General features: G+C 59.8%; 21 protein-coding genes. 13 read left to right on the top strand and 8 right to left on the bottom strand.

Going from position 1 to position 17,186, the window contains the following annotated elements:
- Nucleotides 1–3: 3 nt before the first annotated feature.
- The 4 genes from ACVIW0_RS13600 (at nt 4) to ACVIW0_RS13615 (ending at nt 2,762) form a co-directional block, all read left to right on the top strand.
- Nucleotides 4–261: a hypothetical protein gene (locus tag ACVIW0_RS13600; protein ID WP_461352801.1), complete on the top strand. Its 258-nt coding sequence runs from the start codon at nt 4–6 to the stop codon at nt 259–261.
- A gap of 241 nt (nt 262–502) precedes the next feature.
- Complete coding sequence (locus tag ACVIW0_RS13605) at nt 503–1,081, top strand: hypothetical protein (RefSeq protein ID WP_461352802.1); 579 nt, start codon at nt 503–505, stop codon at nt 1,079–1,081.
- Nucleotides 1,082–1,395: 314 nt separating this feature from the next.
- Nucleotides 1,396–1,776 (top strand): hypothetical protein, encoded by a 381-nt coding sequence (locus ACVIW0_RS13610; RefSeq protein WP_461352803.1) that lies wholly within the window; start codon nt 1,396–1,398, stop codon nt 1,774–1,776.
- 155 nt (nt 1,777–1,931) lie between these two features.
- Complete coding sequence (locus ACVIW0_RS13615; protein WP_461357319.1) at nt 1,932–2,762, top strand: LssY C-terminal domain-containing protein; 831 nt, start codon at nt 1,932–1,934, stop codon at nt 2,760–2,762.
- Nucleotides 2,763–3,642: 880 nt separating this feature from the next.
- Here the strand turns inward: ACVIW0_RS13615 and ACVIW0_RS13620 are convergent.
- Nucleotides 3,643–4,179 carry an HdeA/HdeB family chaperone gene (locus ACVIW0_RS13620; RefSeq protein ID WP_461352804.1) on the bottom strand — a complete coding sequence of 179 codons (537 nt, stop codon included), beginning with the start codon at nt 4,177–4,179 and terminating at the stop codon, nt 3,643–3,645.
- Between the two features lie 755 nt (nt 4,180–4,934).
- On the opposite strand from ACVIW0_RS13620, the gene ACVIW0_RS13625 reads away from it, so the two are divergent.
- The 4 genes from ACVIW0_RS13625 to ACVIW0_RS13640 all read left to right on the top strand — a co-directional run bounded on the left by ACVIW0_RS13625 (nt 4,935) and on the right by ACVIW0_RS13640 (nt 8,183).
- The gene (locus tag ACVIW0_RS13625) at nt 4,935–5,942 is read left to right on the top strand and encodes a VOC family protein (RefSeq protein ID WP_461352805.1); all 1,008 of its coding nucleotides are present in this window, start codon (nt 4,935–4,937) and stop codon (nt 5,940–5,942) included.
- A gap of 482 nt (nt 5,943–6,424) precedes the next feature.
- Nucleotides 6,425–7,042, top strand: a complete 618-nt coding sequence (locus ACVIW0_RS13630; RefSeq protein ID WP_461352806.1) for a cytochrome b — start codon at nt 6,425–6,427, stop codon at nt 7,040–7,042.
- A gap of 64 nt (nt 7,043–7,106) precedes the next feature.
- Complete coding sequence (locus ACVIW0_RS13635; protein ID WP_461352807.1) at nt 7,107–7,751, top strand: histidine phosphatase family protein; 645 nt, start codon at nt 7,107–7,109, stop codon at nt 7,749–7,751.
- A 177-nt stretch (nt 7,752–7,928) separates the two neighbouring features.
- Nucleotides 7,929–8,183 carry a hypothetical protein gene (locus tag ACVIW0_RS13640; protein ID WP_461352808.1) on the top strand — a complete coding sequence of 85 codons (255 nt, stop codon included), beginning with the start codon at nt 7,929–7,931 and terminating at the stop codon, nt 8,181–8,183.
- 243 nt (nt 8,184–8,426) lie between these two features.
- On the opposite strand, the gene ACVIW0_RS13645 is transcribed toward ACVIW0_RS13640, so the two are convergent.
- Entirely contained in the window at nt 8,427–8,954 is a 528-nt protein-coding gene (locus ACVIW0_RS13645; RefSeq protein ID WP_461352809.1) for a hypothetical protein, read from the bottom strand.
- 360 nt (nt 8,955–9,314) lie between these two features.
- Complete coding sequence (locus ACVIW0_RS13650; RefSeq protein WP_461352810.1) at nt 9,315–10,085, bottom strand: alpha/beta fold hydrolase; 771 nt, start codon at nt 10,083–10,085, stop codon at nt 9,315–9,317.
- Between ACVIW0_RS13650 and ACVIW0_RS13655 the strand changes: the two genes are divergently transcribed.
- Nucleotides 10,034–10,222: a hypothetical protein gene (locus ACVIW0_RS13655; protein ID WP_461357560.1), complete on the top strand. Its 189-nt coding sequence runs from the start codon at nt 10,034–10,036 to the stop codon at nt 10,220–10,222. The genes ACVIW0_RS13650 and ACVIW0_RS13655 overlap by 52 nt on opposite strands.
- A 26-nt stretch (nt 10,223–10,248) precedes the next feature.
- Here the strand turns inward: ACVIW0_RS13655 and ACVIW0_RS13660 are convergent, their stop codons facing one another.
- A complete protein-coding gene (locus ACVIW0_RS13660; protein WP_461357561.1) occupies nt 10,249–10,374 on the bottom strand; it encodes a hypothetical protein in 126 nt (41 codons plus the stop codon).
- On the opposite strand from ACVIW0_RS13660, the gene ACVIW0_RS13665 reads away from it, so the two are divergent.
- Both ACVIW0_RS13665 and ACVIW0_RS13670 read left to right on the top strand, forming a co-directional pair.
- A complete protein-coding gene (locus ACVIW0_RS13665; protein WP_461352811.1) occupies nt 10,318–11,262 on the top strand; it encodes a cupin domain-containing protein in 945 nt (314 codons plus the stop codon). The genes ACVIW0_RS13660 and ACVIW0_RS13665 overlap by 57 nt on opposite strands.
- A 94-nt stretch (nt 11,263–11,356) precedes the next feature.
- The gene (locus tag ACVIW0_RS13670) at nt 11,357–11,839 is read left to right on the top strand and encodes a cupin domain-containing protein (protein WP_461352812.1); all 483 of its coding nucleotides are present in this window, start codon (nt 11,357–11,359) and stop codon (nt 11,837–11,839) included.
- A gap of 478 nt (nt 11,840–12,317) precedes the next feature.
- Here ACVIW0_RS13670 and ACVIW0_RS13675 read toward each other — a convergent pair whose 3' ends face one another.
- Genes ACVIW0_RS13675 through ACVIW0_RS13685 form a run of 3 tightly spaced genes read right to left on the bottom strand, consistent with a single transcriptional unit; the run spans nt 12,318 to nt 14,628 of the window.
- Complete coding sequence (locus ACVIW0_RS13675) at nt 12,318–12,779, bottom strand: PaaI family thioesterase (protein WP_461352813.1); 462 nt, start codon at nt 12,777–12,779, stop codon at nt 12,318–12,320.
- A gap of 44 nt (nt 12,780–12,823) precedes the next feature.
- The gene (locus tag ACVIW0_RS13680) at nt 12,824–14,299 is read right to left on the bottom strand and encodes an amidase (RefSeq protein ID WP_461352814.1); all 1,476 of its coding nucleotides are present in this window, start codon (nt 14,297–14,299) and stop codon (nt 12,824–12,826) included.
- On the bottom strand, nt 14,296–14,628 hold the full coding sequence (locus ACVIW0_RS13685) for a hypothetical protein (protein WP_461352815.1): 333 nt from the start codon (nt 14,626–14,628) through the stop codon (nt 14,296–14,298). Before ACVIW0_RS13685 ends, ACVIW0_RS13680 begins: the two co-directional genes overlap by 4 nt.
- Nucleotides 14,629–14,741: 113 nt before the next feature.
- On the opposite strand from ACVIW0_RS13685, the gene ACVIW0_RS13690 reads away from it, so the two are divergent.
- Nucleotides 14,742–15,047, top strand: coding sequence for a hypothetical protein (locus tag ACVIW0_RS13690; RefSeq protein WP_461352816.1), 306 nt, complete (start codon nt 14,742–14,744; stop codon nt 15,045–15,047).
- A 99-nt stretch (nt 15,048–15,146) separates the two neighbouring features.
- A complete protein-coding gene (locus ACVIW0_RS13695; protein WP_461352817.1) occupies nt 15,147–15,377 on the top strand; it encodes a hypothetical protein in 231 nt (76 codons plus the stop codon).
- A gap of 57 nt (nt 15,378–15,434) precedes the next feature.
- Here ACVIW0_RS13695 and ACVIW0_RS13700 read toward each other — a convergent pair whose 3' ends face one another.
- Entirely contained in the window at nt 15,435–15,641 is a 207-nt protein-coding gene (locus tag ACVIW0_RS13700; protein ID WP_461352818.1) for a hypothetical protein, read from the bottom strand.
- Between the last annotated feature and the right edge of the window lie 1,545 nt (nt 15,642–17,186).

The following is a 17,186-nucleotide window of genomic DNA, read 5'->3' on the forward strand; positions in this document are numbered from 1 at the left end:
CTCATGGCGGCCAATGGCGAACGCGGTACGGTCTTTCACCTGCTAAGTCACATTCGAGAGCAATACGAAGACATATACACCGTGCTCATCGATGACCGATCGGTTGTTACGTTTGAGATTCCGCGCGCTGCCGGGGCGATGACCGTCAAAGAACTCCGCATTTTCTCTCGTAGTCAATACCGTGAAGAACTAGGCCAAGGGAAGCTCCGCATGCGGCTGGATAGAGCGGCGAAAGACGCACGGGAACTCCTCATCAAATGAGCAGGGTTGCGCGATCGGTTGGCGGCCTGCTTCAAATCACAAACGTCCGCTTCAGCCCCATTACGGACTTCGATAGATCGATACTAGAGAATATGTGGTCGTCGATTCCGGGAGCAGAGCTTGAAGAACATTCAGATTATAGATCGCGCGGTGAGACCTCCGCTGCGCAAAGCTTGGGAGAGCTAACGCGCTCATGCCAAGATTGCGGAAAGCTGGCTCGCGTCCCAACACCGGCTACACATTGGATTCGGCCCTGATCGGGGTGACGAAAATGGCGTTAGTACGTGGTTTCGGGGTCGGATTTGTCGCGGCATTTTGTGGATTCATATGCCCGGTTACTGCTTGCGACGTGCATTCCGCTAATGAGGCGATTGATGCGATCTTGCATGAAATCCGGGATGGTACGGTCAATCGCATCGATGTGCTTAGCATTCCAGAGGACATGATTACTTTTAGGTCGATCTCACCCCAGATGATGGAGGAGCTTACAGCCGAGAGATACTCAATAAGAATAGCTAAGGAAGACATGCCCCAGCTCTTGGTGAGCGTTACGGCATTGAGGCCAAAGCGGGAGAACGATTCAGGCGATTTGCGTTGGGGATTTTGGTTCCTCGATGGATCGGGGCGGCGCGTCCATTCGATCCTTCTGGACGGTGAACGCTGGTACGCCAAAGGACGGCGGGGCTATATTGATGGTAATCGCTGTAACTTCAGTTCCTCACTAATTCATTGGGTGAGGAACTTAAGAAGTTGCAGTGACAGGCGGAATTGCTTCGAGCGGATTGCTGGAGGCGATGCGGGCGTGAGTTCGCCCTTCTGAGCGACCAAATCAGCGCCCAAACTGCGCGATTCTTCACACGGCTTGGCCCCTTAGCTGACGTGTCCGCCGGGCGCGCCGGACATCCGCTTTTGACCCCATGCGTCCCTCAGCCAACGGTCGCCGCTTCCTCTGGAATACCCGCCGCCGAGTAGAGTTCGAGGGGCGACGAAACAAAGTCTGCCGGGATGAAACCATTTTCCGGCCTTCACGAAGGCATGGTGAAACAATCGGGCGGTTAGAAATAGCCTTGGACGCGATGGGAAAAGGTCAACTGCAAAAAGAACAACGATCGCCGTGGGGCGGGGAACAAGGGCATGTCACAGATTCGCAAGGCTTTTTTAGTGGCTCTCGCGACTGCATTGACGATCGGTGCCGTGCAATTCGCTTCAGGTCACGACCTCGGCGACCGCTGGCAGGCGGGCTCTGAGCAGCCAGGTCAGATCGTCAACCGAGCCGGCAAGTCAGATCACCTTGCTGCCCCCAAACCGTTCGCAGTCCAGACGAAAACGGTTTCTGTGCGCTTGAACGATCAAGCCGATACATCGGTCCTGATCCGTGTTCCGTCTGCGCAAGCCCGTATCACCAAGACGCCGCTGTGGAATCAGAGCCGTAAGCCGACAGTCGCCTGCGAGCCCATGGTCAGCACGCTCACGGAAGTAGCAAGGCTCCTGCAGCCTGGCCGTTGCGTGACCTGATCGATTCAATCCGCATTCCTGATTGGCGGTGCGAGCCAAGTTCGGCGCTGACAGCCTGTATCCGCAATCTTATTGACGGAGCCGAACCACTGGCGTCGAAGACCCGCCAAATCCTCAGCTGTCGGACCGACGGGATTTCAACGAGGCCGTGCAAGATGAGATTGCTTAAGCTTCTTGTGCAGCGCTTCCTGATCTTTGGATTGGGAATCTTCTGTGTTTGGTTGATTGTCTTTGTTGTTTTTGAAACTGCGGACCGCAGGCTACCTTGGATCCTGGCAGTCGGTGCCACCTACGGAATCGCCGCATATCTCGTCCTGCCACGTGCGATTCGGATGGGCTTGAAGATTCTGCAAAGCAAACGTGTGCCGAGTTACACGATTACGGGCGACGGACTGCCTGGAGATCCCGTGAACGTCGTGCTCGTCGGTACGCTCCAGCAGCTTCGCGGGGCCTTCGCAGCGCTCGGCTGGTCGGAGGCAGATCGGCTTAGTCTAGCCAGTTCATGGGGCATGGTTCGAGCCTTTGTGCTCAACACTCCATACCCCACCGCCCCGTTCAGCACCCTCTATCTTTTCGGGCGGGGCCAAGACATCGGTTTTCAAAAGGCGATCGATAACAGCCCTCGGAAGCGCCATCACGTAAGGTTCTGGGCCTTGAGTCAAACGCGTGCCCAGGCAACCTGGGGAACAGCAGGTTTCTGGCTAAACACCGAACGCCCGCCGGAAAACGAATGCGTTCTTTGGATAGGGGCTGGAACCAGGGACACCGGCCTATCCCTCACTCGTCTTTCATTTCAAATCACCCACGCCACAGATTCGGATACGAATGCAGAGCGCGATCATATTATCGGTGAGTTGAAGAGGATTCGAACCATCGGAGCGGTGAAAGTCTATCAGGCCGGGGAAAATCTTCTCGCCGAACGCGTCAATCACTACATTGCCGATGGTGAGATCTCGTTGGCGATTCTGGTTGGAAACGAAGATTGACGCTAAAGCCAGGGTTTTCTGCTATCCCTCAAACTGTCCAGCTACGCGAGCCCGGTTTCGCGGTTTCAAGAAAATAACCGTGGTGGGCCGCATTCTCCCCGCGATGATTCCGCTATCGACATCCATGGCTGTTGTTGGCCCGTGGCTGACCTCAGCTCAGAACGCGGCGATGTCCGCTTCCGAGACGTGATCCGACCAAGAGCATGGTGGCTGCCGGGGCAGCCTTTCACGCTGAGCAGACTTCGCCCCACGCCGAAAACGGTCAGCTTTATTGATCTAGATCAAACTTCTGGTAATCGGCCGGACCGATTTGCGATCCAGTGACAAAAATTCTACCCACGCGGCTGCACGGGTTGGCCACGGGAGGTAAAAATGCGGCGATCAATCGCGTTGTCGGCGTCGCTGATAATTGTGTTCTTAGTTGGAAGCACTGGAACGGGGAGTGCCTTAGTTTACTGCCAATACGCTGGTTATCCTGCTAATTGCATCGTAAGAGCCGGGGTCGTAGTCACACGAAGCCATGAGCTTCGCAAAATTGATTCCGCAATTGATCCTCGCCCGAGCGGCCTTATTAGGCAGGATTTATTCGATCGAAATAACCCGAACAATCTGCGATCGGATTGGCCCAGCCCACCTGCTCAACCGGGCCAGTGAGCAGACCGCCTTTGAACCTTTTGTCTGAGTTTGGCCCCAAGCGGCGGTCGGGGGGATTTTCGCTATTTCGCCTCTGGGAGAAGCGGGCCAAGAACGACGCGAGTGACCCAGAGCCGACCTCTACCGCAGAAAATGGCTCCCCATTTCGTTGTGGCCCTTTTCATTCGGCAATGGCCGAAAGCAAGGAGCGGCACGCATTCGGCAAGATGTGGGAGATTGCTCGCGCTCAGGTGGCTTTAGCCTGTATGGCTGTCGGCAGAGTGCGGGATTTGTTCTTGCTGCAATAGGTAGAGACAGCAGTCAGATTTTTCTGCAGGCGATCGTAATCCAAGATCGAATTGCTTGCGTTGGCGTTGTAATAACCACTCATAAAATAGGTGACGAACTCGCGATCGTCCGGGCGGTACGCTAACCATTTGCCGCACGTGATCTTGTTGAAATCTGTCGACGGATCGGCGATCCCCTTTACGACGACCGGATTTTCCAAGGCTGACATAACACTCGCTGTCCCATGGCCTTGGCACCAGGTTCTTACGCTTGCGACATTGGCGCGATGGATGTCAAAATCGACATAGGTCTTGTTAGTTTGATAGCTGAACCAGCCGGTCATCCACGCGGAGAATTTGTTCGCGGATGCAGCCGGCATCGCAAGGTAATCGCCACACGTGATGCTGCGCATGTCCACCGTTGCGGCAGGGGCTGAAGCGGCAAGCGCCGGGAGAATCGCGACTGCTAACGTCAAAATCTTCGACCTGAACCTCATTGTGATGACGTTCCCCCTTATGGATTAGCTGAACGGACCAATGGCGCTGTGATCAAACTCATGCGCTACAAAACGAGCTAACAATGAATTGTCTTTGAATAGGCGATCTGGAATCTTGATCTGGATCAACAAGCCGGACCCGCGTCCCGCGCCGGCTCAGGATCGGTTCACGCCTTAGACGAGGCATCCCGCGATATGGCAGGGCCGGATCAGTTTCGACATTCTCCGCAAATCCTGATCGCCATCCGCTAAGCGGGCGAGCTCTAGCGCTGACCATTGGCGGCTTCTGGACGCTTATACTGTCAAAATCCTTCCCGGAGCGAGGACAGCTGATCCGCTGTCAAGCAAACGATCAACACGGGATTGGTCATCGATACAAAGCGGCCAAAAGCGCGGGGATTCGCCGTACCGTGCCCGGCAGAACTGCCGAGGTGGTCGAATGATCGCCCATGTCTCATTCTGGCCCCTTACGGCGAACGGCGAGCCTCGGCGGGCGGTGTCGATCGTCACTTCCGGTGTTGGCCTCAGCCGACCCTTGCTCAGGGGGGCTGCAACATCCGCTTTTGGGCCGTGAGCGGACCTGGATCGGCAGGCCGCCGACGTCAGCTTTCGACCGCCAGCGGACTCTCGGGCTGAACGGAGCCGAAATGAACCTTTCGCGCCGCGCGCAGACAACTCTGTGTGTCGGCGCGCGGACGGCTGCCAGTGAGCTTGGAGCAGTTGCCACGTAAGTGGGTGATAAAGCGGGGCGCATCATGGAAATCCAGGCATTCGGATATCTCGGAGTCGGAACGGCGAAGCTGGACGACTGGACCGGATTGGCAACCAAGGGCCTCGGCATGGAGGCCGTCGACCGCGGCGGCGGCACGCGAGCCTTCCGCATGGATGACCGAACGCAGCGCCTTGTGCTCGACGGCCAATTGCCCGATGGCACGAACTATTTCGGCTGGGAGGTCGCGAACGCCGGCGCGCTGGAGGCTCTTGCTGCAAGGTTGGAGCGGGCCGACGTTGCTGTGCGGCGCGAGCCGGCTTCGCTTGCGGACCAGCGTTTTGTATCCGGGTTGATTTCGTTCCGCGATCCGTCCGGCAATCGTCTGGAGGCGTTCCATGGCGCGGCCATCGCCGATACGCCGTTTCGTCCCAGCCGCCTGATTTCAGGATTTCGCGCCGGTCCGCTCGGGATGGGACACGTTCTAATCATGGTGCAGGACATCGACGCTGCGCTGGCTTTTTACCGCGACCTGCTCGGCTTTCGCATCAGCGATTACTCGCTCGCGCCGCTCAAGGCTTATTTTCTCCACGTCAATCCAAGGCACCACAGCATTGCCCTCGTCCAGGCGCCGGTGAATGTCCTCAACCATCTCATGGTCGAACTGTATTCGCTCGACGACGTCGGTCAGGGCTACGACCTGGCTCTGATGGATCGCGAGAAGATTGTCGCCACGCTTGGCCGCCACAGCAATGATTTCATGACGTCGTTTTACATGCGCACGCCATCAGAGTTTTTCATCGAATATGGCTGGGGTGGACGCGAGGTCGACGACGCCACTTGGCAGCCCCACGAGGTGGACACGCTCGCGAGCTTCTGGGGACATGATGGATTGTTCAGGGCCGTCGGCGCCGAAGACCCGCCGGTTGAGTTGCGACACGATTCACAGAACCGACAAAGGCGGGCGCCGGTCCAGGTCATGGAAGGAAATTACACGCCCGTCAAAGGGGTCTGCGCCTGGTGGGATGCAATGACTGAGCAGGGCCGGCAATGACACCGGAGCGACGGACGGGGCGATCGCATCAAGTCATCTTCCGGAGGTTTCCATGCGCCGCCGCGGCTATTGGCCCAGCGCTTCCGTTGGCGCGTCGCAGCGAGCTGTCCGGTGCCGGGGGCAAACCGGAAGCGCCCGGCATCAGTCGAAACGGCGCCTTTGACCCAAGGGACCGGTAAAGCTGTCATCACCAACCAACGTCCACCGATGTTGTCGGGACTGGTCATCAACTACCCCTTGATCAGGGAGACGTGAGGGTTGACCACCTCGCGAGGGCATTTGCCGCAGCTGCTGACGCTTTTAGCGTAGTCTGCTCGGTGTGATCACGGTCCCAACACCAATTGTCTACCGACGGAATTAGCCCGTTGCCGTTGTGGTGATTGCCATCAGGACGGAGGAATAAAGGCAATGGGACTCCGGTCGTCTTTGCTCGTCAGCCTGAACCCTTCAGTCTGACTAGAAGACGAATTGGAGTCGTCCAAATGGAAAGCGCGCCAGATCCGGTCAATCATGTTGCATCGAGCGTTTCGAGTTCGATGGATCGTTTCGATCGAACGAGCATCGTGTTGCACTGGTTAACGGTGTTTCTGATCGTCGTCCAATTCACCACCATTTGGGGACGTGAGTTGATGAGCCATCACGATATTCTCGCAGGGTTACTTTTGTCCGTGCACCGATCCTCGGGGCTCTTAATTTGGCTCGAAGTGGTTGTGCGGCTGATCTGGCGTCGATATTTTGCCTATCTCCCGCCTTTCCCTTCCAGTATGCCGAATTTCCAGCGGGTCGCCGCCAAGGCCAATGAATACGGCCTCTACATCCTGCTTTTAGCGATGCCTCTCACGGGGATAGCCCGAACTATTCTCCTAGGTCAGCCCTTTAACTTGCTCTTCTGGCAGGTTCCGACACTTGTCGAACCTGATCCCGCTCTGCGCGGTGTTTTTGCACAGGCGCACGACATCGGCGCGACAGCACTCATGGTGCTAATCGGCCTGCATGCAGGCGCTGCGCTGTTTCATCGCCTCGTTTTAGGTGACGATGTCATGCAGCGCATGCTGCCGATGGGAACTGGGCCGCGCTTGAAGTCCGACCCGGCGGAATAAAATCGAATTTCGGCGGGTCTTTTGAGTCGGGTGAATCAAAATCATCCATCAAGGAGTACAAGCGATGTCTCTCATCTTAAGACCCGCAATTGCCGCTGCAATGGCATTTTTGGGTATCTTCGCGACCATGGTCCTGGCTACCCCACAAGCTCAAGCGGACGACAAGGATGTTGCGCAAGGCCTGCGGGCAGGTGGCTTGGTACTTGTCGTGCGCCACGGCGCGACCTTTGCTGACCAGGCGGATACCGATCCGCTCAACTTCGACAACATCGCAGCTCAACGCAATTTGAACGACAAAGGAAAAGCGTTGGCCAAGGCGTTCGGTGAAGCACTTCGTCAATCCGCCGTCCCGATCGGCAAGGTCTACACAAGCAAATATAACCGTGCTTACGAGACGGCGGTTCTCGCTGGATTCACGGGCATTGAGAAGACGATCGATCTCACCGAGGGTGGATTGATCGTGTCTCCGAATGAAAATAATCGCCGCGCCGATGCTTTTCGGAAGATGTTGGCTGTATCGCCGAAAGATCATACCAACACGGTTCTGATCACTCACCAACCGAACATTGTCGCAGCGCTTGGAAGGGACTGGTTTGACGTTAAGGAAGGCGAGACCTCGATCTTTCGACCGGTTGACGGTGGCTATAGACTTGTAGCTCGTGTGCAAATGGACGAGTGGCCGCGCATTGCGGCGATGGCATCCAAATGACTTCGATCCATCGGGCGGTTCGCAGTCATCCATAACGAGCTGCTTGCTTGCGCGACCGCTGTTCCAGGCGGTCGGTCGTTGCAACCTTGTTAACCGCCGCGAATGTCCTTGCGCAATGTCAGCGCCATTTCCGGTAACGGTAACGAAGCCGGCAATGAAACGCAACGAGCGCGCTAAGTGACCGAGATAGAACGGTTGTTACCAAAGCCGTTTTGTCGGCTATCATCTAAAGCTGCAAAGGCGTTTGATCTCACCGTTCCGCTTCCGCTGCTTGCCGTCGCGGACGAGATGATCGAATGGTGCACGGTCTATGCTGCGCTGCATGAGTCCGGAAATGGCCCAGCGCGGACATTCACCGCAGCATCGCCGATGTCGGCTTTTGAGGGCGACACGGACCTCGCTAGCCCCGCACGCATACACTGGGATTTTTAGTACACACCCTGTTCTCATTAGCGCGGCATCGTCACAAATCAGAACCAGGAGTTCTCAACCCGCAACCTGACATGACCTGAAGGAAGCGACGATTGTGACGCGGTAAGGCGAAAGCGCGATGGATTCAGGTTGAATCGGCCTGTCGCCATTCGCTGCATCTCCCCGGCATGAAGACAATCCCAGACCCTGCGTTCAATCGTGATGAACGCGAGGTCTCGGCGCCGAACAGTGCAAGCTGCGCCCTTAGCCTTTCGCGGCGGGTGCGGGCGGCACGGGCAGAATGATTTCGGACGCGACCTTCCAGTCCGTCCCGACGCGAAGCCAATTGATGATCATGAGGAATGGCCTGGCTGTTCCATCCTGTCCCGCATAGGAGACCGTGATGTTCATTGGCACATATGACTCGGCAACGTCGCGCGTCAGGCCGACGACCCGGAGCTTCGAATAATCCGGCTCAAGCACGACCGGACCCGAGGTGCCGATGTCATGCAGCTTTTGATCAATCGCCTCGTTGCCCCAAAAGCCGGCCCAGTTTCCCTCGGACTGGATCGCGCTCTTGGCCACCAACAGGGCCGAGGGCGATTGCCAGAACATCCCGTGCAGCGCCTTGAAATCGTGATGGTTGGCCAGCTCCATCAACTTGCCGAACTTTGATTTGATCGCATCGATGGTTGCAGCATCCAGCGGATCGTTCCTGACGGCGGGAGCGGACGCAGCAGCTCCCATGGAAAGAGTGAAGGCCGTGAGGGTGGAGACAAGTGTCTTGTCCATGGAGGATTGCCGTTTTGGATGTCTGTTCCGCATCATGATGACGCACTTCTCGCGCGTTGGTTGATGTGAGTTATTCATTTCGATCGACCGGAGGCGTCAGCAGGACGCTCAGCATGCACACTCGCGCCGTACACGTCTCTTATGACAAGATGGAGAGCTATCTGACGAGTTGCGGCAGTTGTCCGTTTCGAGCGTGGCGGCGTCCTGGCTCGCGAGTCCAGGTTGATTGTTGATTCATGTCATCCTCTGGATGTTCAGCGTCAGAATCGAATGGGGTCGGTATGGCGAAGACCTGGCGGGTCTGAGCCGCCCGGAGTGAGCTTATGCGCTCCCGACGCGGAAGCGCCGGGAGCGGCGCCGTCACTTCGCGAGCGCGGCCTTTTCGATGGCCTCGGCGACTTGCTTCGCATGGACGACGAGCGAGGCGTGGCTGCCGGCGACTTCCGTCGTCTGAGCCTTGATCCGGGCTGAGAACGACTTCTGGGCTTCCGGCGCGAGGACCTTGTCCTTCGTGCTGATGACATAGAACGTCGGCTTGTCGTGCCAGGCCGCAATGGTGACCGGGGCTTCAAACGCAACGTGGTTCAACGGGAGCTGCGAGTTGGCGAGGTGCGCAGCGATTTCCGGAGGAAGGTCCGCCGCGACGGCCGATGGAAACACTTTGGGGTCGATGTACAGATCACCCTTCGCGTCAGGATGGATCGCATTGCCGCCTTCGGTCGGGGGGCCTGCCTTTGCCAGCGACGCAAGGGATTCGCCTACGTCAGGCGCGAAGGCGGACACATACACCAGCGCCGAAACCTTGGGATCGTTGCCCGCTTGCGTGATCACCACGCCGCCCCAGGAGTGACCGACCAGCACGGTTCTGCCGTCCTGCTTCGCGAGCGCCTGCTTGGTGGCATCGACGTCGGCGGCGAGCGAAGTGAGCGGATTTTCCACGAGCGTGACGTGATAGCCTTTCTTGGTGAGGATATCGGCGACGGGCTGCCAGCTCGTCTGGTCCACGAAAGCCCCGTGTACGAGCACGATGTTGTGGGCTGCTCCCTTCGGCAGTTCGGCCGAATTGGCGGAGCCGACCAATGTCGATCCGGCCAGAAGCACAGTGGCGGCTGAAAGAAGGATATTTCGCATCGATTGTTCCTGTAGGCATGTCGGACGGCGCAGTCCGGAGGAATGAACAGGCGTTTCCGGTGAGGTCGCGGTTCTTCCATCTGCCGTCGGCGAAATGGTTGCCGCACGTGATGTCGGCCCGCCACGACATGACCTAATCCGCAGCCATTCCGGACGATAGGGATCAATCGTCCGAGTGTTGTGTCGGATCGTCCACCCAGTTAATCTCGATAGAATGGATATCCTCGCTCAAGTGCTCGATCGCGTTCGTCTCGGAGGGACGTTGCTGTTTCACTTCGAGCTCGGCCATCCCTGGCATCTTGAGCTGCCGGCGCGCCCATACGCGCTGTTTCACTATGTCAGCCGCGGAGCGGCGACCCTCGCGCTCGAGCAGGGGCAGGAAATCCAGATGACCGAAGGCGATCTTGTCGTGATTACACGCGGCGCGCCCCATGTGTTTTATTCGGATCGCAAGGCGAAGCCCTTGCGCATCATCGATATCGATCGAGCGTCGTCGCGATTCGGCGTCATTCGTCACGGCGGTCGTGTCAAGCCGCACGCGACCATGATCTGCGGCAATTTCACGGTATCGCGGCCACTATTCGGCAGCGTGCTGGAGCTGCTGCCGCCAGTACTGCTGCTGAAGCCGACGACGGACAGTGGTTGGCTCGAAGCGATCCTGCGTCGCATGGTCAGCGAGTTTGCGATCGAGCGTCCCGGCCAGCGCGTCGCGCTGTCACGACTGACGGAGGTGCTGTTTGTCGAGGTGCTCCGAAGCTGGATCTCGTCTCTCAGTCCCGGACAAGGCGGCTGGCTCGGAGCCATTTCCGACCCCCATATCGGACCGGCGCTCAAGCTGATTCACGAAAGCCCGGAGCAGCCCTGGACCCTGAGTGATCTTGGCCGTCGCGTCGGGCTCGGCCGCTCGGCGTTTTCGGCTCGCTTCAGCAAGCTCGTCGGCCAATCGATGCAGCGTTATGTGATCGAACGCCGGATGGCGGAAGCGGCCTTCCTGCTCGAAACCAGCGATGAGTCCATCGCGCGGATTGCAAGCCGGGTCGGCTACGCGACCGCGGCGGCGTTCTCGAAGCTGTTTCACCGGCATCATGGAGAGTCGCCAGGCCGTTACCGGGCCGCTCGGCGCGCTGACGGGGGCCGCGCGCCGTTGGACGGCTCGGAATTGCAGGTTTCCGATTGACCTCGGCAGCGGTCGCCCATGGAGGTGATTACAACTCGAAGTGGCCGCTATATTCTGGCGGTTGCCGGTCTGTAAGAGCTCAATGGAGCGCAAAATGCCCGCTTTGATGACCAAAATCAGTTTGACGGCCATACTCTCCGTGTGCGGACTTTGTGCGGCGCTGGCGGGCGATAGTTCGCTGGAATACGACCGCGTAGCCTCTACCGACATCAAGTGGGGGCCTATTCCCTCTATGCCGGCGGGGACCCAGTCGACGGTGCTTCACGGCAATCCGGGCAAGCCCGGCCTGTACACAGTCCGCCTGAAAATACCGGCCCACTCCAAGATGCCGGTGCATTCTCATCCGGATGAGCGCGTGCGCGTGATCATATCGGGGACATACTATTCCGCGCTTGGTGACAAGGTCGATGGGGCAAAGCTTCTCAGCTTCCCGCCGGGCACGTTCTCGCATGTACCGCCCAAGGTCTGGCAATTCGCCGAAACAAGGGATGAAGAAGTGATCTTTGAGATCACCGGGATTGGCCCGACCGGCATCGACTACCTTAACCCCGAAGACGATCCACGAAAGCATAAGTGATTTCCAGAAGACATCGTCGACGTCGCATTACGGCATTACGGTGACACTGCACTCAATTATTCGGCCGGGCTTGAAGCGGAGCGACCAATTGAGTGGACTGTCACCGTAATTTAATCGGCAAGTAAACTTGCTACACAGGCTCCTCGTGGAGCGAGAGATCGAAGGATCGGCGGCTACCAGCCGGGCCGATTCATCCTTCGAGACGCGCGCGAGAGCGCGCTCCTCAGGATGACGGGTCTGAAAAATTCGTAGCGGCCTCCCCACGCCGTCGTCCTGGCGAAAGCCAGGACCCATAGCCACCGAGTTCGATTGAGAGTGCGATAGTGGCCCCAGCGTCGCACGACAGCAAGCGGTTGGGGTAATGGGTCCTGGCTCCGTGCGCAACCGCGCACTCGGCCAGGACGAGGCTGAATACATTCACACTCTCTCAGGATGACGGGTCTGGATGCGGAGATAAACCGGCTATGGTGCGAGAGTCCTATCCCGGCAGCATCGCGAATGCGCTCGACACCATCGCCACCGGCTTGTTGTCGGCGGCGGAGAGTAGCGTGACGCGGCCGAAGCTCATGGTGCGGCCGAGCCGGACCACGCGAGCGTCGGCCAGCACGTCGGAGGCGGTCACCGCGCGCATGAAATGCGTGGTCTGGTCGACCGTCGTCATCGGCCGATAGCCCTTGTTGGCGGCGAGATTGGCCAGCACCATCGCGGTGTCGGCGAACGCCATCAGCGCCTGGCCGCAGACGATGCCGCCATTGCGGCACAGCCGCTCGGAAAACGGCATGCGCAGGATGGCGCCGGGCTGCCAGTCGGGATCGCCGCCGGCGGGGGCTGCGATGTCGAATTGCTCGACCGACAGATTGAGGTCCTGCACCCATGGCGCAAAGACGTCGCCGAGCACGCGCTTGGCGTCGTCGATCCCGAATTCATTGGCCTGCTGCATGATGTCTCGTTTCCTGCCCTGATGGTCTTGCTGTTATCTATGACCTAGTCGGCCGCGACATGCACGCCCGGCCGCTTGCCGTCATTCCATTTGCCGTCGATCGCGCGTTCGATCTGGGCGGCGAGCTGCAACAACAGCCCGTCATCGGCCTGCTTGCCGATCGCCTGGATGCCGAGCGGCAGGCCGTGCTCGTTGGTCGCGAGCGGGAGCGAGATCGCCGGGATGCCGCAGAGATTGGCCAGCGGCGTGAAGGCGAAATTGCGCCAGAGATTGCCGAACCAGTCCAGCACCGACGGATTGTCGCTGATGGTGAGATATTCCGTGGTGCCGACCTTGGGTGTCGGCAGCGCCGTGACCGGAGTCAGGATGATGTCCCAATCCTCGAAGAAGGCGCCGAAGCCGCGCGCGGTGGTGTTGAACACCGCCTGCATGCGCGCGCGATCGGCGAAGCTGAAGTCGCGGCCGTGCTCCCAGATCCGGATGTTGATCGGCTCGATCAGCTCCGCCGGCGGCCGCGCCAATCCGCGCGCGGCGAGCATGTTGCCGATCACGACGGCGAAATTGCTGATGTAGCAGCTGGTCTGCGCCGCGAAGGCTTGCGTGTAGTCGATCGCCGGCAGTGCGTAGTCGACTTGATGGCCGAGGCCTTCGAGGAAGCGTCCGACCCGCTCGAGCTCGGCTGCGATATGCGGCGTCGCGCGATAGTCGCCCCATGTGTGCGACAGCGCGATTTTCAGCCGGCCGGGATCGCGCGCAACCAGCGCCGTATAGGGCTCGGCCGGCGTCCAGAACGGCATGAACTCGCCGGGCGCGGGGCCGCGGCAGGCGTCGACGAAGGCCGCGGTGTCGCGCACGGTGCGCGACTGGCAGCCCTGGATCGAGACCAGGCCGGTGAGATCGGACAGATGCGGCGCGAGCGAGAACACGCCGCGCGACACTTTCAGGCCGATATTGCCGTTGACGCCGGCCGGAATCCGGATCGAGCCGCCGCCGTCGGTGGCGTGCCCGATCGGCACCGCGCCGGCGGCGACCATCGCCGCGCTGCCGGCCGACGAGCCGCAGGTGGTGTAGTCGGTGTTCCAGGGATTGCGCGTGACATAGACCGCGGGGTTCTCGGCCGAGCTGCAGACCCCGAACTCCGGCGTCGTGGTCCGCCCGATCAGATTGAGGCCGGCCTTGCGCAGCTTGGTGGTCAGGAAGGTGTCGGCTGCGGCGCGGTTGCCGCGCATCATCAGCGAGCCCATCTCCTGCAGCCGCCCCTTCATGGTCGGGCCGAGATCCTTCATCAGGAAGGGCAGGCCGGCGAACGGGCCGTCGAGATCGGCGCCGTCGCGCGCGGGATCGGCGATCACGTCGTCGAACAGCTCGACCACGCCGGAGAGCGCGGGATCGACCTTGGCGACCGCGGCGGCGGCCTGCGACGCCAGCTCCCGCGGCGTCAGCTCGCCACGCCGGACGCGCTCGGCGAGCGCCGTTCCGTCATGCCGCGTCCATTCGTCCCAGCTCATCGCCAAAGTCATGTCGTCGATTCCTTTTCTGCTTTGTTGCGCAGTGTAATTTGCGCGGCCGCCCGGTCAAACCGTCGCGCGGCCGCGGCGCTGCGGCGCGCTCTTGCTGCGTTCCGAGGCGCTGCGTTCCGACGCGCTTGCGCTGCGTTGCAAACGCCGTGCCCGGCATGAAAATGCCCCAGTTTCGGCGCCCAATCGTCCTTCGTCAGCGGTGTGGGGGCGTGCATGGTCCGCAGGTTGGTGTTGCTCGGCGGCGTGATCGCGATCGGATTGGCGCTCAGTGGTTGCACGCGTTGCGGTCCGGTCTGGGATGACTGGATGCAGTCACCGAAATCCTGCAAGTCGGACAACCTCTAGGGCAGCGACAGCTTGGCCAGACATGCTTGGTCAGACATGCTTGGCGGCAGCTTTGCGGCGGTGATATACCGCGGACGAAAATGCAAGGAGCGTTCTCATGAGAGTTTTGTGCGCAGTCGCGGTTGCGGTGCTGCTGTCGGCGCCGGCCTATGCGCAGATGCCGAACATCAATTTGATGCCCGAGGTCAAGAGCAAGACCCAGGAGGAAAAGGACCAGGACGCGGTCAATCAGCGGGCCTATAAGGATTCGCTCAGCAAGATTCCCGACGCCAAGGGATCGTCCGATCCCTGGGGCGTGGTGCGCAGCGACGCGCCGAAGGCGGCGGCCCATCCCCCCGCCAAGCCGAAGACCAAGACCGGAAGCTCCGCGCAGCCAGGCCCTACCACGCAGCGCAGCCAGTAAGCACCGCTCGGGGCGGCCTCGACGGTCTGCTGCAGACTCGGATTCTCCCGGCACCGCGCCTATATTGGGGGCGTCGTCAGTTGGTTCGGAGTTGCGGCAATGGTGTTTCGTCCGCGCGATCTCGCCAGCCGGATGGCCGCGCGGCGCAAGCCGGATGACGGCTTTGTGCGCGAGACCTTCAGCCTGCCACGCGATCAGGCCCGCCTGCGGGCGCGTGACTTTCTCAAGCGCTACCCGAAGGCGGCCTATATGAGCGCCGTCGAGAGCTGGCGCGAGCTGCCCGGCGGCGACATCGAGTTCACGATGCGCCGGCTGGCCAGTGCGGACTGACGCATTGCCGGGGCGACGCGGACCAGCACGACGTCAGCTCGCCCGACAGATTGCGCCTCACTCCCCGTCGCTGCGGCCGCGGCTCTGGTCGCGCCCGAGGTTGTTCAGCTCGCGGTCGATCCGCAGCTGCACCCGGCGGATCGCCAGCAGGTCGAGTTTCGCCTCGGTCTTGCCCGTGAAGACCCGATCCCCGATCTGGAAGCGCCATGTCCAGACCCCGGCCACGAGCTGGGTGATGGTGAATTCGATGCCCCTGTGAATCATCTGGAACAATCCCGCGAATCAAAGGCAATCATCGATATGTAAAACCGCAAGTTGTATTATTGTCCAACAATCGTCAAACGTTAATATGGGATGAAATGCCCGTCCGGGCGGCGTCGCAGACCCTGCGGGGCGGACCGATCCGTCGGCTGGACGGCATCGCCGCTGCGCAGCGCCCCGGCTGCATTGCCGGGCAGGCCAATGTTACGAACACTGGCGCGAGCTGAGTCTTCCGCGAAGGCTACGTAGTTTTTTTGGGCGTCAGGAGGGATACCAAGGTAGTATGCAGATTGTGCCAGCGCGTGGCCGGGGCGCGCATAACCTTTTGATAGTGCATCTATTTCTCGGACATGCCTGCGTGGTATGCCATCCGGAACTTTGTTCTTGCCCGGAGAACTACGGGTCGCTGCCGGGGCAGCAGCCCAATGGGGCGCTGCGACCCGGTGTGCGGGGGCCGCCAACTGAGGCGGCCTGGATCTCACATGAATAGTGCAAGCGCAGCGATAGCAATGGGGTAGAGTCCCAACACCACAATGCCTGCCCTATAAAGTAGGTCACCGCTCATGACACAACCTCTGCGTGGGATTGAGCATAACTCAGCATGACCACCAGCCAAGTGCAGTTTGTGCCACTGCTAGGAAATTAATCGTGCGCTAAATGAGAATAGGCCGGCCACTGAAAGCGGCCTTACCTGAATATGAGCATGGCAAGGCTTGCGACGAGCACGCAGGTGCTCAGTCCCACTGCCGTAAGTGAATGGGCTTTCAGCCGGTCAAGTTTGCGGTCCACGATCCTGCCCATCTGCCTCGTTGCAGTAGGGGCTTAAGTTACAAAGTGAACACTTGTTCCTAGGCCGCCGGGCAGAGCCCGGATAAATGCATGGAACGCAACGCTGCGTTGAGCACCCCGGGCCTTCTCTTATCGGGAACCACGTAGGACGGTCGCGAGAACGAATTGGGACGCTCAGCATCCACCCGCGCCGACCGTCCCTTTCGAGACGGCCGGCGGCGAGCTTGGGCCGGGCGTCCCGTGCTGAGTGAGATAGCCGACCCAAGTTCGGTCGTAACACGGTGCAATTTTTGGAGGCATGTCCGTGCGATTACGGGATGGGGAAAAAGCGGCAATGCTAACCCATGTTAATGTTGGAACCTCACTCAGCAATCACCCTTGCGTTGCCCATCCCTTCTAGCCCCGGATAGGCGACCGGCCCCAGCATCGGCCATTTTAGGCTCCCAACGTGGTGGGGCCGTTCTTCGATTGCGACCCCTTCGCATATGTGAATGCGGGTACTGCGACCCGGGCGCAGAGTGGGGCCATGTACAGTGGATACGATCATCACACCAATGGCGTCGAGTACAGCTTCATAGCGCTGGCGGCGATATCGTTCGTAGCGCTCATCGTAGGCGTCGGCGCTCTGTTGATCGGCTGAACATTCCTCCGACGTGGTGACGACGCGGCCTCAGCGATGCCGCTCGCTGGGGCCGTTTCTTTGGGGCCGATGCATGGATAAGGCCGCCAACCGGCATCCCGCCCTACGGAGAACCACGT

The sequence above is a fragment of the Bradyrhizobium sp. USDA 4454 genome (assembly GCF_054822705.1).

What these genes read in the sequence shown, in the direction of transcription:
- ACVIW0_RS13615 (WP_461357319.1), top strand. Translation starts at nt 1,932, where the DNA reads ATGAGATTGCTTAAGCTTCTTGTGCAGCGCTTCCTGATCTTTGGATTG.
- ACVIW0_RS13700 (WP_461352818.1), bottom strand. Translation starts at nt 15,641, where the DNA reads ATGATTCACAGGGGCATCGAATTCACCATCACCCAGCTCGTGGCCGGG.
- ACVIW0_RS13620 (WP_461352804.1), bottom strand. Translation starts at nt 4,179, where the DNA reads ATGAGGTTCAGGTCGAAGATTTTGACGTTAGCAGTCGCGATTCTCCCG.
- ACVIW0_RS13635 (WP_461352807.1), top strand. Translation starts at nt 7,107, where the DNA reads ATGTCTCTCATCTTAAGACCCGCAATTGCCGCTGCAATGGCATTTTTG.
- ACVIW0_RS13630 (WP_461352806.1), top strand. Translation starts at nt 6,425, where the DNA reads ATGGAAAGCGCGCCAGATCCGGTCAATCATGTTGCATCGAGCGTTTCG.
- ACVIW0_RS13645 (WP_461352809.1), bottom strand. Translation starts at nt 8,954, where the DNA reads ATGGACAAGACACTTGTCTCCACCCTCACGGCCTTCACTCTTTCCATG.
- ACVIW0_RS13600 (WP_461352801.1), top strand. Translation starts at nt 4, where the DNA reads ATGGCGGCCAATGGCGAACGCGGTACGGTCTTTCACCTGCTAAGTCAC.
- ACVIW0_RS13660 (WP_461357561.1), bottom strand. Translation starts at nt 10,374, where the DNA reads ATGGCCGAGCTCGAAGTGAAACAGCAACGTCCCTCCGAGACGAACGCG.
- ACVIW0_RS13650 (WP_461352810.1), bottom strand. Translation starts at nt 10,085, where the DNA reads ATGCGAAATATCCTTCTTTCAGCCGCCACTGTGCTTCTGGCCGGATCG.
- ACVIW0_RS13670 (WP_461352812.1), top strand. Translation starts at nt 11,357, where the DNA reads ATGCCCGCTTTGATGACCAAAATCAGTTTGACGGCCATACTCTCCGTG.
- ACVIW0_RS13610 (WP_461352803.1), top strand. Translation starts at nt 1,396, where the DNA reads ATGTCACAGATTCGCAAGGCTTTTTTAGTGGCTCTCGCGACTGCATTG.
- ACVIW0_RS13655 (WP_461357560.1), top strand. Translation starts at nt 10,034, where the DNA reads ATGTCGATCCGGCCAGAAGCACAGTGGCGGCTGAAAGAAGGATATTTC.
- ACVIW0_RS13675 (WP_461352813.1), bottom strand. Translation starts at nt 12,779, where the DNA reads ATGCAGCAGGCCAATGAATTCGGGATCGACGACGCCAAGCGCGTGCTC.
- ACVIW0_RS13680 (WP_461352814.1), bottom strand. Translation starts at nt 14,299, where the DNA reads ATGACTTTGGCGATGAGCTGGGACGAATGGACGCGGCATGACGGAACG.
- ACVIW0_RS13695 (WP_461352817.1), top strand. Translation starts at nt 15,147, where the DNA reads ATGGTGTTTCGTCCGCGCGATCTCGCCAGCCGGATGGCCGCGCGGCGC.
- ACVIW0_RS13690 (WP_461352816.1), top strand. Translation starts at nt 14,742, where the DNA reads ATGAGAGTTTTGTGCGCAGTCGCGGTTGCGGTGCTGCTGTCGGCGCCG.
- ACVIW0_RS13625 (WP_461352805.1), top strand. Translation starts at nt 4,935, where the DNA reads ATGGAAATCCAGGCATTCGGATATCTCGGAGTCGGAACGGCGAAGCTG.